The sequence below is a fragment of the Desulfovibrio sp. JC010 genome, from assembly GCF_010470675.1.
Classification (GTDB): Bacteria; Desulfobacterota; Desulfovibrionia; order Desulfovibrionales; family Desulfovibrionaceae; genus Maridesulfovibrio.
Genome location: NZ_VOIQ01000002.1, coordinates 249,005 through 264,417, shown reverse-complemented (window position 1 = coordinate 264,417; position 15,413 = coordinate 249,005). Strand labels below are relative to the sequence as shown.

Here is a 15,413-nt window from a genome sequence, read left to right as displayed (position 1 = left end):
ATATAGATTATTTATTCTAATACTATGTTGCCCACTCCTGCCCCTAACAAACTCTCAAGCCTGTTACCCGGAGGGACTCTTAAATCTTCGTAAGATCTTAGCATCCAACATATCAAACTTACGCAATGGTGTTTGCCTCGCACAAAATGAAAAAGGCCCCGTCGGCAATTTCCGACGGGGCCCGTTTCAGCATTTTTATCAGCAAAAGTTTGAAGGTGATTTGTTTATTGCATCAGGTGTGCCAAAACGTAGAATACACTCATAATCCAACCTAAGGCACTGTAATAACGAATGAAATAGCCATCGCAAACTAAACCGAAATCATCCCGAATTCGTACAAAAAATTTTACCCACACAGAGAACACCCTTCAAAACCACAATCCGGGGTAAAATATTTTTTACCAAACCTGCTGAGCCACATATCCCCATATTTGCAGGGACATTCGTGGCGTGATAATCAAACACATAACATTCATAATAAGATGACCATTACCAACTATCAAACAGAGGACATGACAATGCGCACACTAGTGATCAGCCTTACTGCAGCCATACTTCTTTTTGCAGCTCCGGCTATGGCCTCCGACAACTGGGCAAATGACATGCCGAGATCAATTGAAAACTGTCTCAGAGTCTCCGGGACACAGGTTAATGCACAGGGGCTTACAACACATATTGTCTATGTGAATCCGGGAATGAAATCATACGCAATCAAAACACAGGACGGTAAACGTTTCGACCTGCTCTCAGGTGAATTCGCAGTCCAGCCCTCCGTGCCGCTGCTGACAGGTGCGCCGCTCTTTCAAGTGAAAAAAACAATGGAAGAAAAATGTGAATAAAATGAAAAAGGCCCCGTCGGTAGTTTCCGACGAGGCCCGTTTCAGCATTTTTATCAGCAAAAGTTTGAAGGTAATTTGTTTACTGCATCTGGTGTGCCAAAGTTTTAAAACACAAACAAACACATCGTAACACACTGAAATATCAACTCTTACAGCCAGACAGCATTTCTCCCGCACAGCTCCAAGATAGTACAATAAATTTTACCCATATAAAAAAAGGCACCCAAAACCGTAATCCGGGGTAAAATATTTTTTACTGCTCCAAAGAAAAAGACCTGCCCTCGTTTGAGGACAGGTCTTGATATATCTTTTCCGGTACAAGCCTAATCTACAATAACAAACCCCGCTCTTACCAACTGCTCTCGTGTAACCACTCCGTCGCGGTAAATCTTAATACGATTATCCTTGAACGGCTCAACCACAGTTGAAGGCTCTCCGCCTTTAGGGCCGGGCTGTCCGTCAAAGACTCCCTCCACCATCATAGTCAGCTCTTCATCAAGCTCTGCGGCAATGCCGGTGCCCGGTTTGCCACTCATGTTGGCACTGGTGGCGATGAGAGGTGTGCGTGCATTGAGACACAGGTTGGCGGCAAGGGGATGCTCGGTCCAGCGCACGGAGGTATAACCCCGGGAATCCTTCACTGCGGAAGGCAGTTCTTCACGGGCTTTCACCAGAATTGAAAGCGGTCCGGGCCAGAATTCACGGGTAAGTTTCAGAATCTCGGGGGAGATGGCTTCAGTTACCAGATCAAGCTGCTCAATACTGCCGATAATCAACGGTAACGGCTTGGAGACCGGACGACCTTTAATGCGCGCAACACGATTCGCCGCCTTTTCATCCATGGCGTCCGCGCCAACGGCAAAAAGGGTTTCCGTGGGATAGACCAGCACTCCTCCGGTCCTGATGATATTTACAGCTTCCTGCTCACTCATTCCTTTAACTCCAAAACATATAACAGCATACGGAGCGACTAGTAATACCAGTTTTGGGCCTTATGTCCAGCAACTTTTGAAATGTCGGAAATGTCATTACAAATAACTGCAGCACCCCGCCCAGAAGCAGCATGACTTTATCATTGGTTTGGCTTAATAAATACGCAATCAGCATTTGAACATATGGAGACAACAGATGACTGCCGCGACAAATGATTTCAGTACAGAGAAAATATACTCCTTCCTTACCGCTGTTAAAAACTCCGTTCCCCTCTGGGTGCTGGGAACTGAGGAATTCTCCCACCAAAACGGGTTGATAAATATTTTTGAACAGCTTTCAGCCGCAACACCGCAATTTTCAGAAATAAGCGCAGGGCTGGCCCTGCTGGCCTGGCAGCAGAACCCTCTGGACCGGACAGCAGCTATAAAATGTATGGGACTCAATGACTCCGCATGCCCGGAAACACTGATCCGCATGCTGCAGAACCTGATTTCCAGCCCGGTATCGGACATTCCGCTTGAAGACCTAAGCAGCCTGCTGCAAGCCGGGGATCAGGCTCTTATTGTACGCCACCTCTTCCCCCTGCTGCGCGGCCCGGACGGTTTGAGCTGGCTGACCCACTCGTGGGACACCCTGCTGCGCATGGGTAACCCGGAACTGCCACGAACAGCACTGGATCTGGTCAACTGGAATGAAGACTTTTCCCAATTGGAACAACGCCTTAAGGTGCAGTACAATTTTTTATACGGCTCCATTGGAGAAACTCTGGGCGAACTTGAAAAGCTTGATCATGACATCTGGTCTCTATGGATGGACTACATGCGCGCCGAACTGCTGCTGCGCGCGGGGCGGACCGGGGAAGGCACGGAAATACTGACCGCTTTGTGGAAAGAAAATATCTGGAACCTGAACTGGGGCCAGAAACTTCACGGACTGCTGAATCCCATTGACACAGGGAGTGCCCTTGAAAATTCAGATGAAGTAGCCATCCTGCTTTACTCATGGAACAACGGACAGCTGATTGAAAACACCCTCAAGAACGTGGCCGCATCAAATATCGGCAATGCCCGGATATACGCCTTGAACAACGGTTCTGACGACAGCACCGGGCAGGTTGTGCAAGAGTCACGCTATCTATTTAAGAATGGACACTACAAACCGATCCACCTGCAGGTTAACGTAGGTGCCCCGGCGGCCCGCAACTGGCTGCTGGCCGAACCGGAAGTGCGCAAATCCAAATGGGCTGTTTTTCTGGACGATGATGTGGAACTGGAAAGAAACTGGCTGGAAGAACTGCTGGCAACCGCAAAGCACTACGGCAACCCCGGTGCTGTGGGCTGCAGGATTACTTCTACAGGCACCCCGCGTTCATTGCAGTCCGCAGACTACCATCTTTTCCCGCCCGGAAACGGAAGCTCACAGATTGAGGGACTGACCGAACACATCAAGGTTTTTGACAGCTGCCGCAACGGCTTTGATTACGGGCAGTTTTCCTATACCCGTCCGGCAATGCATGTTTCCGGCTGCTGCCATATGCTGAACATGGAGGCAATCCACAAGTGCGGTGATTTTGATGTGCGCTTCAATCCCACCCAGTTTGATGATCTTGAACGGGACCTGCGGGCCGCGCTGGGCGGATACGAACACGTCTATGCCGGACAGTTGCGTATCGGCCATATCCAGCATTCAAGCCTTGCCAAGGCCGGCAACGTACGTTCCATGGCTCAGGTTTTCGGCAATAAGATCAAGCTGGAAAGCAAATACAGCGAGCATGACCTGAACAATCTTTTCGGAAAAGATCTGGCCATGCTCTGGCAGGATGTTGAACGTAAATGGAAAGAGCTTGCTGAGAGTTTATAGGCAGCAGATGGTGCTTTATAAGCTATCTGGCCAGCCACTCTGCAGTTAACTTCTCCATCTCTTCTGGTGAAAAAGAAGGATTGTCGTACATGCCCTTGGCAAAACGCTGCGAGAATCCGTGATAGAGAATCAGTGCGGCGGCAACGGATACGTTGAAGCTCTGAATCATGCCCTGCATGGGAATGTAGACTTCATCGGGCACCAGTTCTGCCAGTTCCGGAGCGGTTCCGCTGTGCTCATTGCTGAGAATTACAGCAGAAGGAGTGCTGAGGTCGAAATCCATGAGCGGCTTTGCGGTCTCGGAAAATCCTGTTCTCAGGACCTGATAGCCCTGATCGCGTAATCCACCGACCATTTTAACCGGATCGGTATGTCTGGTGCGTTCCACCCACTTCTTGCCGGAAGCGGAAGATTTTTTCGCCAGCTCCGGCCATTGTGAAACAGTATAATAAAGATGGATACCGTAAATACCGAAGGCATCGCAGCTCCTGAGAATGGCTGAAACATTGTGCGGATCCCAGACATTATCAATAATAAGGGTAAAATCCTTCTGGCGCTTTGCCAGCACTTCCCTGACTCTTGCCTCTCTTTGGGGTGTTCTCTGTCTTTCCATGGCGTACTGGGTACCCAACCTTTGCCAAGTTTGCAAGCACGGCTTCCGCAAGTGACTATTTACCCTTTATGCAACATTATAAACATTGACATTTTATTGATTAAAAAAAAATGATATGTAATCATTTCAGCTGATATAAATTCTCATGGAGGAATTAATGCGCGCGCTGATTGCTGAGGACGAATTTGTTGGCCGAAAACTGCTCTCGACCTTTCTTGCCCCGCTATTCGTGATTGATGTAGCGGTAAACGGGAAAGAAGCGGTTGAAGCATTCAAACTGGCATATGAGGAAAACAACCCTTATACCCTGCTGCTCATGGATATCATGATGCCGGAACAGGACGGTTTATCCGCCCTTGAAGAAATCAGGGCCTTTGAAAAGGAAAAAGGGCTGTCCGACCACTGCAAGGTGATCATGACCACCGCACTTGATGACCCCAAAACTGTAATCCGTTCCTTTCATGACGTTGAGGCATCCGCCTTCATAGTAAAACCGGTGGAACGGGAAAAACTTTACGAAGAACTTAAGAAAATCGGGCTGATGAACAAATAAACTGCTGCTGATGGAGCACATGCGATGAGTGAAGACGATTCCCTTGTTGAAGAATTCTTCTCGGAAGTGAACGACAAGTACTATCCGCAGGTACTGGAAGGCATTGATCTCCTTGATGAGCAACGCATCGAGGAAGGGATCGAAATCCTTTCACGTCCTCTGCACACCATCAAGGGCGTCACTGGATTTATGTCCGGGTTTGAACCGGCCTCCACCTTCACCCACAAAGTCGAAGATTTCCTGAAAAAAATGCAGGCCGGAGAAGTTGAAGCGGACTTAATGCAGATCGCTCTGGCCATTGAATCCGTAAACACAATTTTCATGCTCATCGAGCAACTGCGCGAATCGGGCAGCTATGACCAGTCCCTTACAGATGACATTGAAGCGAGGCTCTCCGGCGGGGGACAAAAAACCGGAGCAGTAGACGAAACCGGCATAAACCCCATTGAAATCGAAAAACTCCCGGAAGGATTGATCTTCAACCTGCAGGTAAACAGACTTTACAGCTCCGAACAACTTAAAATGGTTGAAGAAAGCCTGCTGTCCATAAACGGGGAAGACAGACTCCTTCTTGATTTCGGATTAACAATGTCAGTAGGGTCCGCCCTTTTCGAGCTTATTGCTTCATTTTCCGAGACCTGTGAAATAGGCATCACCGGCATGAACAGCCATTGTACGAGCACTTTTTATTCCTGGGGCTTCCAGCGCTATCTCACTGTTTTTGAAAGCAGGGAAAGTTTCCTGAACAACACCGGAGTTTGAGGATAATGAAGGACAGTATTTCCAGCTGCATAGGCCAGCTTCAAGAATCAATCATCGGACTAGAACACGGTTCCGGTGATATTAATGATATTTTGAAAGCCATGGGCCTTGATAATGCCCAGATGAGGTCGGCCCAGATCATCGCCCTCATGGACATGCTGACTGACGGCATTACTCCCGTCACACCGGAACTGATAACCTCTCTGCTGGATATTGCCGAAGCCCAGAAAAAATTCTTCTACTGCATCGGCGGGCTGCTTGATAAAGGCGGCGCGTCTGTGGATTCAAGAGAAGAAACGGAACCTGCATGCGATATTCTGGAAACTGAAACCCTCGCGACGGAACCGGATAAATACGAACAGGAAATGATGGCCGAGATGCTGGCCATGACCGGAGAAACTCCGGACGAAAATGACGGCTGGGAAATAGCAAAACCTTCCGCAGAAACATCTTCCACAGAACCGGAAGAAGCACCACTGATGCAGGAAGCGGGGCCGGCAGAAGGCTCAAAGCCGGAATCGGCCGCAGCGGCAAAAGAAATCCCCACCGAAGAAAAAAGCAGCAAAGTCCAACCCGGCCCGGCAAAAAAGAAAGACGCGCAGGCTATCTCCTCCATCCGCGTTTCCACCCAGCAGCTGGATTCACTTATTGAGCTGGTGGGTAAGCTGATGGTGACCTATGCTGTCATCGCCCAGACTAAAACGGACAATATCTCCAAAATTTCCTCCAGCCTGTCCGAGCTGGATAAAGTCATCCGCAACCTGCAGTCGGAAGTGGATGAAATCCGGCTGGTGCCCCTGAAGCAGATTTTCATGCCCATGCACAGGCTGGTCAAATCCACCTCCCAGAAGCTGGACAAACGCATCAAGTTCACCATTACCGGGGATGAACTGGCTCTTGATAAGACCATTGTGGAATGCCTGAATGAACCGCTGGTCCACCTGCTGCGTAACGCCCTCGACCACGGCATTGAATCTACGGAAGACCGCCAGATGTGCGGCAAGGACGAGGTCGGCAATGTCCAACTGAATGCTTTCCGCAAAGGCGAATTCGCCTATATTGAAATCGTCGATGACGGCAAAGGGCTTGATGCCGACATCCTGCTCAGCAAAGCCCTTGAACGCGGGCTTGCCGATCCGGAAAAAAAATACGCCAAGGAAGAAATTTACGAATTCATTCTCCAGTCCGGCTTTTCCACAGCCAGTTCCGTGACTGACATTTCAGGACGCGGGGTAGGCATGGACGCAGTGGTCACCGCCATCCAGAACACACTGGACGGCAAAGTCTCCATCACCAGTGAACTGGGGCAGGGCTCCACCTTCACCATCGCCATCCCCTTAAGCCGCTCGGTAAATGAAGGCATTGTCGATGCGCTGGTCACTACCGTGGGACCGGAAACTTTCATCTTCCCCAGCCGGGAAGTTCTTGAAGTGTACGAGCCGGAAAAAAAAGAATTCACCGACCTGCCCGACGGCCGGGAAACCGTATCCGTACGTGGCACGGTTCGCCCCCTGATCCGCATGTACAAGGTCTTCGACCTTCCTGCCCCTGCGGAAGATGTCATCCCCAAAGTGATTCTGGTCAAGCTTGGCGATACCGTAGCCGCAATCATGGTGGATGAGGTACTGCGCCAGCAAAAGGCGGTGGTCACCGGATTCACCCTGCCGGTCAATTCCATCTACAAACTGCCCATCCTCGGCTTCGGCATGATGGGCGAGCACGATGCCCTTGTGGTGGATACCGAAACACTGATCGCTTCGCAGCTGGAAGGGGAAACATAGGCCCCGACCTGCAAATTTCCTCAAACAGGATAAACCTTTTCTCTACCGCCTTTGTCTGCTATGCATGCGTGTTCACGAGAAAGACAACCATCAGCGCAGGAAAACAGTAGATGAAAAAAGCCATCCTTTTCGCAGCACACGGATCAAAAAACAGGGCCGCCAGTTCGGCTCTGGGCAATATTTTGAAGATGGCTAAAGAGGCCCACCCGGACATCCCGGTATACAGTGCTTTTACTTCCGGGCATGTACTCAAAAAACTCCGTGAACAGGGCCAGAAGCTGCCCTCCGTGAAACAAAATCTGGAGAACCTCTCCGCCGAAGGTGTCACCCATGTGGTTGTACAGTCCCTGCATGTTATCCCCGGCACAGAATTCACTAATATCAGTCGACTTCTCGACCGGGTGGAAAAAGGTGAGATTGAATTTGAAAAAGCAGTGCTGGGCGAACCGCTGCTGACCAATGATCAGGAGATAAACGAAATTTCCGATATAATCCTAAACCTGCTGGAAGAACGTGATCCGCAAAATGAAGCCCTCATCTTGGTGGCCCACGGCTCCAAATATTCCGACAGCGGCAATTCCATCTACGACAAGTTCAAAGAAGTGCTGGAAGCAAAGGACAAAAACGCCTACCTCGGCAAACTGAACTCCGAAGACGGCATTGAAAAAATCAGCGACCGCATTAAAGAATCCGGACTGAAAAAAGCCTACCTGCTTCCCCTGCTCTTCGGGGCCGGGAACCATGTAAAAAAAGATATGGCCGGAGAACACGAAGAATCATGGAAAAATGTTGTTGCCTCACGGGGAATTGAACCGATCCCGGTGGTACAGGGAGTGGGCGAATTCGATATTTTCGCAAAGCGATGGATGGATAAGCTGGAAAAAGCCATCAGTGAACTTGATAAATAATTCCAGCCTTTAAAATTTGCTGCTTGATTGTACTCCGCACCGCATATACATTATGTAGGTGCGGTTAATTTTTTGTTTTGATGCGCTTCGCGCTTTTATGGGAAGATTTCGCCTCCGGCGGCCAGAGAAACTTTTGCAAAAGTTTCTCTGGACTCTTCAAAACCTTTTATTTGTAAGAAGCAGTTAAAAACCTGAACATGGGTAAAAAAATTAAAACCCCTCCAGCAGCCGGGCTGAACATGGCCCAAGCCCTTTTCCTGAATGGAGCATTTCAGGGAGTGCCGCTGTGTTCCGGCATGGGCCGTTGCGGGCTGTGCAAGGTGCGCTTTGAATCCGAACCGCCACAGCCACGCAAAGAAGAACTGCAAAAATTCTCCCCCGCAGAAATCGAGTCCGGGTGGCGGCTCTCCTGTCTGCACCCTGCCCAAGCTGCTGAAATTTTCCTGCCTAAGCCGGAACGGGTGGTCCCGCGCGTATCAGATAAATTTTCATCAGAGCTCCCGGACAATCTGGCCCTTGCCGTGGACCTAGGTACCACCGGGCTGCACTGGGCCTTCACCCTTGATGGCGAGACTGTCAAATCCGGGCAGGAACTCAATCCCCAGATAGGTCTGGGCAGTGAGGTCATGTCCCGGCTGGCCTTTGCTGCAGAACCCAGGCAGCGTAAAACCCTTTCCAGCCTTGTAACAGAACGGCTGAGCACTATAATTGCTGAAACCGGGCCGATCAAAGAACTGGTTGTTTCCGGCAACCCGTCCATGACTTCCATCCTCGCGCAGGACGATGTGCAGGGCCTTTGCCGCGCACCCTATTCCCTGCCTCATAAAGGAGGGGAAAAAGTAAGTCTTGACGCAGGACTGCCTGAAGCGTACATCCCGCCACATCTGGCCCCGTTTGTTGGTGCGGATATAACAGCCGGAATTGTGGCCCTGAATTTCTCCGAACCCAAAGCGCAGCCCCCGTATCTGTTCGCCGACCTCGGAACCAACGGCGAATTCGTGCTCTGCCTGTCCGAAGATAAATACATTGTCTGCTCCGTGCCCATGGGACCGGCCCTTGAGGGAGTCGGCATGAGCAACGGACGCACTGCCGGACCGGGCGCGGTCTCCGCATTCAACCTTACTCCGCTGGGACTCTCGCCTTCGCTGATTGGAGCGGAAAAGGTTGAGCAGCAGAAACCGGGTATCACTGGAACGGGCTACCTTTCGCTTTGTTCCGTATTGCTCAAATCCGGTGTGCTGACCCGCGAAGGACAGTTCGCAGCCGGGGGCACCCCCTTTGCGGCAAAATTGGCTGACAAGATGACCGAAATAAACGGGACTCCGGCCCTCGATCTGGGTTATGAGGGACTTACCCTCCCGGCTTCGGATGTGGAAGAAATATTAAAAGTAAAAGCGGCCTTCAATCTCGCCATGTCCGCACTGCTGGACGCAGCGGGACTATCGCCTGCCGACCTCAAAGAACTGATCCTCGGCGGGGCCATGGGCCAGCATGTAAATATAAATGATCTGGTGGCAACCGGATTTATTCCTGCGGGAAGCGCAAGCATCACCCGCGCAGCAGGAAATACATCCCTCACGGGATCAATAATTTTAACGCACAATCAACAAGCAAGGGATTTCGCCGCCGGGCTGCCGGGCCGTTCCAAAGTTCTGGAACTGGCCGGGAGCAGCGATTTCGGACAGAAATACCTTGAGAGGATGATTTTTAAATATGTCTATTAAAGTAAGTTCACTTTTCCCCCTGCCGACCAAGGAAGTATCCAAGGAGTTGGATAATTACATAAAAATTTTACAGAAAACCGTTCCCTTGAAGAGCCGCTTCAGCAAGGAACTGAAATACGCCATCCGTGATCTTTCCCGCGACCTGACCGGGGAACGTTCCAACCTGTCCAACGACTACATGGGCGATCCGCGCAGCCTTAACGCCTACCTGCGTTATTTCCTGCCCTGGAACCTGTACCGTCTGGCACGCCTGTTTCAGGGGCTGGATATCAAACTGCCCGACAACGGCGTGGTTGTTGACCTCGGAGCAGGACCGCTTACCGTGGCGCAGGCCCTGTGGATCGCAAGGCCGGACCTGCGCGAAAAGAAGCTGACCTTCATCAACGTGGACCGCACACCCAAGCCCATGCGCGAAGGCAACAAACTCTTCGAAGCCATGGCCGGGGAAAAATCCCCGTGGCGCATGGTCAACGTCAAAGGCGGCTCCACCTCCAAGCTGCGCGAAAAAGCGCATCTGCTGGTCACTGCCAACATGGTCAACGAAGCTTCTTCCGGAACACGCATCCCGCTTCCGGTATGGGCGGAAAAATTCTGCCTGTCCATGGTCCACAAGCTGGCCCCGGAAGGACGCATCCTGATCATCGAACCGGGCATCCGCCGTTCCGGCCGCGTTCTGTCCGTTATCCGTAACGAATTCGTTGAAGCTGGGTTCCCCATTCTCGGTCCCTGTACCCATACCGAAGAATGTCCCATGAGCGGCGATCAGGGTAAAGCATGGTGCCATTTCAATTTCGATTCCGACCACGCCCCGGCATGGCTGCAGAAGCTTTCCGCCGAATGCCGTCTTGAAAAGGACAACGTCAGCCTGAGTTTCCTCTACGTGGGGCTGCGCAAGGAAGAAGTGGAAACTCCCCGCGAGGGCGAAATGCTCATCCGTGCGGTATCTGAATCCTTTCGCCTTGATGGCGGCGGTTTCGGACAGTACGGCTGTGCCGCGCAGGGGCAGATTCTGCTTTCCGCACAAGGCGGGGCAAAAACCTTGTATCCCGGCGGACTTATCGGTATGCCCATCCCTGAAGAGGAAAAACGGGACGAAAAATCCGGTTCTTTGATCGTACCGCTGCCTATCAGAGAAAGCGATAAGCGGAAGAAGTAAGAAATGCCTCCGGCGGCTTAAACCCTTTTCCAAAAGGGTTTAAGAATCCCAAAACGTTTTAGTAGTTTTTATTTTGTCATAGATTGATCAATTCTGCGTCCAAGGCGGCGAAGCCCTAATAAAAAGTTTAGGAGAGTCCAGAGAACCCTTTCCAAAGGGTTCTCTGGTCCCCGAAGGGCCGCCTGAGGCAAAATCTTTTCATCAAAAGTGCGAAGCACATCAAAAGACTCTTATGGATTTTATAGACTTAGGATTAATCCCCCATCAGGAAGCAGAAAAGATTCAATTACAGAGATTGAGTCAGGTGATGGAGGGTAACGCATGCGATGCCCTCTATCTTTTGGAGCATCCTCCTGTGGTCACGTTGGGCCGGCAGGGCGGGCTGGAAAACCTGCTCATCAGTGAGGAGGCCCTCAAACAGATGGGGGTTGAGGTGGTCCAGACCGCACGCGGCGGCAATATTACCTGCCATTATCCCGGTCAGCTGGTGGTTTACCCGGTCATGCGCATTGAAAAACGGCGCGGCGGGATCAAGAAATTCTTTCATGATATGGAAGAGACTGCGATACGCACAGCGGCCCGGTTCGGCGTGGAGGCGGCAAGGAGCGAAGGCAGGCCCGGAGTCTGGGTCGGTCCCGGCAAGCTCTGCTCCATCGGTATCGGGGTCAAAAAATGGATCACCTACCACGGCTTGTCATTTAATGTTTCCAGTGAGATGAAACTTTTCGAGGCCATCACCCTCTGCGGGCTGCACGGCGCACACCCCACTTCCCTTTCACGGGAGGCGGGTACAGAAATTTCTACCGAGGAAGTAAAAAATGTCTTCAGAGAAGAATTCGGAAAAATATTTACGGATACCGCCGTGGCTGCGGGTTAAGCTGCCCACCGGAAGGACTTTCAACGAAACCGGCAAAATGCTGGAAGACCTGAACCTAAACACGGTTTGCCAGTCCGCCAAATGCCCCAACTGCTGGGACTGTTTTTCGCGCAAGGTGGCCACCTTTCTGATCATGGGCAACAATTGCACCCGCAACTGTGCCTTCTGCAACATCTGTCCGGGCTTGATCGAGCCGCTTGATGCTGACGAACCGCGCCGCGTGGCCGAAGCGGTCAAACGTCTGGAACTGCAGTACGCGGTCATCACTTCGGTTACCCGTGATGACCTGCCTGACGGCGGAGCGGCCCATTTTGCGGAATGCATCGAACGCATCCGCGCCGAACTTCCCCAGTGCAAAATTGAAGTGCTCATCCCGGACTTCAAGGGCAACCTTGATGCACTCAAAACCGTCATCGCCGTCAAGCCGGACGTGATCAACCACAATGTGGAAACCCCGCCCGCACTCTACCCGGAAATCCGCCCGCAGGCCGATTACAAGCAAAGCCTCGAACTCATCGAGCGAGTCAAACAGCTCAGCGACATTCACGCCAAATCCGGCCTCATGGTCGGCCTCGGCGAAACTGACGAGCAGGTCTATGAGGTCATGGACGATCTCGCGGCCATAAACTGCGACATCATCACCATCGGCCAGTACATGCGCCCCACAAAGGACCACCCGGCGGTAAAACGGTATGTGGAACCATCGGTGTTTGATGAGTACGCGCAGTACGGGAAAAAATTGGGTGTACCGCATATGTTCTGTGCGCCGCTTGTGCGTTCCAGCTTTAATGCTGCTGAGGCTTTTGATAAGCTTTAGTTTTTGTAATTTACATCGCTAATCGCGACTGATCAATGATCCCATATACTAATAAAACAAAAAGTCACCCACATTTATTGATTATAAATATGGCTACAAGCCTTGCCTGATGTGTCGAATTGCATTTGGGAGTAGAGTGGCCTTGGTTTTAATATAGGGTGAGATTTCTTTAATCCTATTGCGCTGACTCGTGAGCGCGAGAGCAGTAAAAAAAATTTTACCCCCGATCCCGGTTTTGAAGGCTGTCGGCATAGCTGGTAAAATTTATTGTACTGTTTTTGTACTGTGCGGGGTAAATGTCGGCAGGGTTTAATTGTTGATATATCAGTGTATTATGTATTGTTTGTGTCTGTTTTGAAGTTTTGGCACACCTGATGCAATAAACAAATCACCTTCAAACTTTTGCTGATAAAAATGCTGAAACGGGCCTCGTTGGAAATTACCAACGGGGCCTTTTTCATTTTGAATCCGGTTTGATTATGGCAAGGTTGTGGACTTTAAGAAAAAGGTTCGGATTCCCTTGTAATGAAATTTCATTCGCGTTATTTATAGAAACTGATTGTCAGTTGTTTCAGCTGTGTAAATTAATATATTATTCTAGTAGATAAAGGCTGTTTTTATGCTCGGTTCAAAATCCTGTCCCAATTGCGGAGAAGAAATTCCCCTGTACCGCAATCCTGTGCCCACTGTAGATGTAGTCATTTATGATCCTGCCCTTGGAGTTGTACTTATTGAGCGCAATAACCCGCCGCTGGGCTGGGCTTTGCCCGGCGGGTTTGTGGATTACGGGGAGACGCTTGAGCACGCCGCCGTGCGCGAAGCCAAAGAGGAGACCGGGCTTGATGTGGTTCTGACCGGGCTGGTGGGCGTTTATTCCATGCCCTGCAGGGATGACCGCCAGCATACCATCAGCGTGACCTACAGTGCTGTGGCCCGTGACGCAGGAGCATTGCAGGCCGGGGATGATGCCGGGGGCGCACGATTTTTTAAATTGGACAGCCTGCCTGATCTGGTCTTTGACCATAGGGACATACTCAGTGATTTTTCTTCAAAACTGCTCCGGCTGCATGAACATGCCGCCGTGGGGAATAACGGTTAACAAGCGATAAATAAAAAGGGAGTCCTGCCAGTGCACGACGTTCTTTATGTTACTTCGGAAATGTATCCTTTCTCCAAAACGGGTGGACTTGGTGATGTCATGGGGGCATTGCCTCCGGCCATCCATGCCAAGGGCGCGCGTACAGCCGTAATCACCCCCTTTTACGGGCGCATGAACCTTACCGGACAGAAGCTGCGGCTGGTTTATTCCGATCTGCATGTGGGCTATCCGTGGCCTTCCACCACAGCGGAGATTTACCAGACTGAATATGAAGGTGTTTCAGTCTATTTTGTCTCCCGCGGTGAATATTTCGACCGCCGTCATTACTATAATACCCATTACGGCGACTATTTTGATAATTGTGAGCGGTTCATATTTTTCTGCAAGGCCGTGCTCAAATGGGCGCGCATGCTGCCCAAACCCCCGGCGGTGATTCATTCCCACGACTGGCAGTCCGCACTGGTGCCGCCTTATCTTTATTTTGAACGGCAGACAGATTCTTTCTGGAAAAATATCAGGACCGTAACCACCATCCACAACCTTGCTTTTCAGGGCCGTTTTTCCGAGAGGCTTTTCCACGAATCCGGTCTGCCTGCTGAGGCGTGGTCCATACACGGGGCCGAGTTTTACGGTGATCTGAACATGCTCAAGGCCAGCATTGCCTACAGCGATGCCGTGACCACGGTCAGCCCTTCTTATGCGGAGGAAATTCTGGGTCCTGAGTTCGGCTGCGGTCTGGAAGGTTTTCTGGGCAGCCAGACCCATAAACTGCACGGTATCCTCAATGGTGCCGATTACTCGGTCTGGGACCCCTGCGAAGATAAATTCTTGCCCTGCTGCTACAGTGCTGAGGATATCAGCGGCAAACAGGTCTGCAAGCGGAGCATGCTGCGTGATTTTTATATGTCTGATCAGCTGGATGATAAACCCGTGCTCGGTTTTATCGGCCGTCTGCGGGACCAGAAGGGTATCGACCTGCTCATTGACATCCTGCCGAGGCTGATGGAGAAAGATGTAGGCGTCATCGTACTCGGTGAGGGTGATCTCGGTTACGAAGCCCGTTTGCAGGAATTCATGGAGGAATACCCCGGGCAGTTCTGCGTGCAGGTCGGTTATACTGAAGATCTGGCCCACGGAATTCAGGCCGGAGCGGATATTTTTCTCATGCCTTCACGCTATGAACCATGCGGTCTGACCCAGATTTACGCCCTGCGTTTCGGTACACCCCCGGTTGCAACTGCCGTGGGCGGACTGCGGGATACCATCACCCCCTATCCGACAGATGATGCTACCGGATTCACTTTTGAAAAACCGGATGCTGAGTTGTTTTACGAGGCGGTGATGCAGGCCGTGCATGCATGGCATAACCGCAGTGAGTGGAAAAAAATGGTCAAGCGGGCCATGCGCAAGCAATTCACATGGGATCGTTCGGCTGCCGAGTACATCAAATTGTATCGCGGGCTCGGTTCCAGAATTTAATATTGATCGCGA

At 51.0% G+C, this 15,413-nt stretch carries 14 protein-coding genes; 12 read left to right on the top strand and 2 right to left on the bottom strand.

The window, feature by feature from the left end:
- Positions 1-518: 518 nt before the first annotated feature.
- The gene (locus FMR86_RS03400) at positions 519-839 is read left to right on the top strand and encodes a hypothetical protein (protein WP_163349672.1); all 321 of its coding nucleotides are present in this window, start codon (positions 519-521) and stop codon (positions 837-839) included.
- Positions 840-1,162: 323 nt separating this feature from the next.
- On the opposite strand, the gene FMR86_RS03395 is transcribed toward FMR86_RS03400, so the two are convergent.
- Complete coding sequence (locus FMR86_RS03395) at positions 1,163-1,771, bottom strand: L-threonylcarbamoyladenylate synthase (protein ID WP_163349671.1); 609 nt, start codon at positions 1,769-1,771, stop codon at positions 1,163-1,165.
- Between the two features lie 196 nt (positions 1,772-1,967).
- Between FMR86_RS03395 and FMR86_RS03390 the strand changes: the two genes are divergently transcribed.
- Positions 1,968-3,632, top strand: coding sequence for a glycosyltransferase family 2 protein (locus tag FMR86_RS03390; RefSeq protein ID WP_163349670.1), 1,665 nt, complete (start codon positions 1,968-1,970; stop codon positions 3,630-3,632).
- A gap of 22 nt (positions 3,633-3,654) precedes the next feature.
- Here FMR86_RS03390 and FMR86_RS03385 read toward each other — a convergent pair whose 3' ends face one another.
- A complete protein-coding gene (locus tag FMR86_RS03385; RefSeq protein WP_163349778.1) occupies positions 3,655-4,245 on the bottom strand; it encodes an RNA methyltransferase in 591 nt (196 codons plus the stop codon).
- A gap of 157 nt (positions 4,246-4,402) precedes the next feature.
- Between FMR86_RS03385 and FMR86_RS03380 the strand changes: the two genes are divergently transcribed.
- The 10 genes from FMR86_RS03380 (at position 4,403) to glgA (ending at position 15,401) form a co-directional block, all read left to right on the top strand.
- Positions 4,403-4,798, top strand: coding sequence for a response regulator (locus FMR86_RS03380; RefSeq protein WP_163349669.1), 396 nt, complete (start codon positions 4,403-4,405; stop codon positions 4,796-4,798).
- Positions 4,799-4,822: 24 nt separating this feature from the next.
- Entirely contained in the window at positions 4,823-5,560 is a 738-nt protein-coding gene (locus tag FMR86_RS03375; RefSeq protein ID WP_163349668.1) for an Hpt domain-containing protein, read from the top strand.
- Positions 5,561-5,565: 5 nt separating this feature from the next.
- Positions 5,566-7,341 carry a chemotaxis protein CheA gene (locus tag FMR86_RS03370; RefSeq protein WP_163349667.1) on the top strand — a complete coding sequence of 592 codons (1,776 nt, stop codon included), beginning with the start codon at positions 5,566-5,568 and terminating at the stop codon, positions 7,339-7,341.
- A gap of 110 nt (positions 7,342-7,451) precedes the next feature.
- Positions 7,452-8,249 (top strand): sirohydrochlorin cobaltochelatase, encoded by a 798-nt coding sequence (locus tag FMR86_RS03365; RefSeq protein WP_163349666.1) that lies wholly within the window; start codon positions 7,452-7,454, stop codon positions 8,247-8,249.
- 197 nt (positions 8,250-8,446) lie between these two features.
- Positions 8,447-9,973 carry an ASKHA domain-containing protein gene (locus FMR86_RS03360; protein ID WP_163349665.1) on the top strand — a complete coding sequence of 509 codons (1,527 nt, stop codon included), beginning with the start codon at positions 8,447-8,449 and terminating at the stop codon, positions 9,971-9,973.
- Entirely contained in the window at positions 9,963-11,129 is a 1,167-nt protein-coding gene (locus tag FMR86_RS03355; protein WP_163349664.1) for a small ribosomal subunit Rsm22 family protein, read from the top strand. The genes FMR86_RS03360 and FMR86_RS03355 overlap by 11 nt, the downstream gene beginning before the upstream one ends.
- A 232-nt stretch (positions 11,130-11,361) precedes the next feature.
- Positions 11,362-12,006 carry a lipoyl(octanoyl) transferase LipB gene (lipB, locus tag FMR86_RS03350; RefSeq protein WP_163349663.1) on the top strand — a complete coding sequence of 215 codons (645 nt, stop codon included), beginning with the start codon at positions 11,362-11,364 and terminating at the stop codon, positions 12,004-12,006.
- Positions 11,948-12,823 (top strand): lipoyl synthase, encoded by an 876-nt coding sequence (gene lipA / locus FMR86_RS03345; RefSeq protein ID WP_163349662.1) that lies wholly within the window; start codon positions 11,948-11,950, stop codon positions 12,821-12,823. Before lipB ends, lipA begins: the two co-directional genes overlap by 59 nt.
- A 619-nt stretch (positions 12,824-13,442) precedes the next feature.
- Positions 13,443-13,922 carry an NUDIX hydrolase gene (locus FMR86_RS03340; protein WP_163349661.1) on the top strand — a complete coding sequence of 160 codons (480 nt, stop codon included), beginning with the start codon at positions 13,443-13,445 and terminating at the stop codon, positions 13,920-13,922.
- A gap of 30 nt (positions 13,923-13,952) precedes the next feature.
- Positions 13,953-15,401, top strand: coding sequence for a glycogen synthase GlgA (gene glgA, locus FMR86_RS03335; protein ID WP_163349660.1), 1,449 nt, complete (start codon positions 13,953-13,955; stop codon positions 15,399-15,401).
- Positions 15,402-15,413 lie beyond the last annotated feature (12 nt).

Bases quoted from the DNA above. Each gene is read 5' to 3' on its own strand.
- FMR86_RS03340 (WP_163349661.1), top strand. From the start codon at position 13,443: ATGCTCGGTTCAAAATCCTGTCCCAATTGCGGAGAAGAAATTCCCCTG.
- FMR86_RS03360 (WP_163349665.1), top strand. From the start codon at position 8,447: ATGGGTAAAAAAATTAAAACCCCTCCAGCAGCCGGGCTGAACATGGCC.
- FMR86_RS03385 (WP_163349778.1), bottom strand. From the start codon at position 4,245: ATGGAAAGACAGAGAACACCCCAAAGAGAGGCAAGAGTCAGGGAAGTG.
- lipA (WP_163349662.1), top strand. From the start codon at position 11,948: ATGTCTTCAGAGAAGAATTCGGAAAAATATTTACGGATACCGCCGTGG.
- FMR86_RS03380 (WP_163349669.1), top strand. From the start codon at position 4,403: ATGCGCGCGCTGATTGCTGAGGACGAATTTGTTGGCCGAAAACTGCTC.
- FMR86_RS03365 (WP_163349666.1), top strand. From the start codon at position 7,452: ATGAAAAAAGCCATCCTTTTCGCAGCACACGGATCAAAAAACAGGGCC.
- FMR86_RS03355 (WP_163349664.1), top strand. From the start codon at position 9,963: ATGTCTATTAAAGTAAGTTCACTTTTCCCCCTGCCGACCAAGGAAGTA.
- FMR86_RS03390 (WP_163349670.1), top strand. From the start codon at position 1,968: ATGACTGCCGCGACAAATGATTTCAGTACAGAGAAAATATACTCCTTC.
- lipB (WP_163349663.1), top strand. From the start codon at position 11,362: ATGGATTTTATAGACTTAGGATTAATCCCCCATCAGGAAGCAGAAAAG.
- FMR86_RS03370 (WP_163349667.1), top strand. From the start codon at position 5,566: ATGAAGGACAGTATTTCCAGCTGCATAGGCCAGCTTCAAGAATCAATC.
- FMR86_RS03400 (WP_163349672.1), top strand. From the start codon at position 519: ATGCGCACACTAGTGATCAGCCTTACTGCAGCCATACTTCTTTTTGCA.
- FMR86_RS03375 (WP_163349668.1), top strand. From the start codon at position 4,823: ATGAGTGAAGACGATTCCCTTGTTGAAGAATTCTTCTCGGAAGTGAAC.
- FMR86_RS03395 (WP_163349671.1), bottom strand. From the start codon at position 1,771: ATGAGTGAGCAGGAAGCTGTAAATATCATCAGGACCGGAGGAGTGCTG.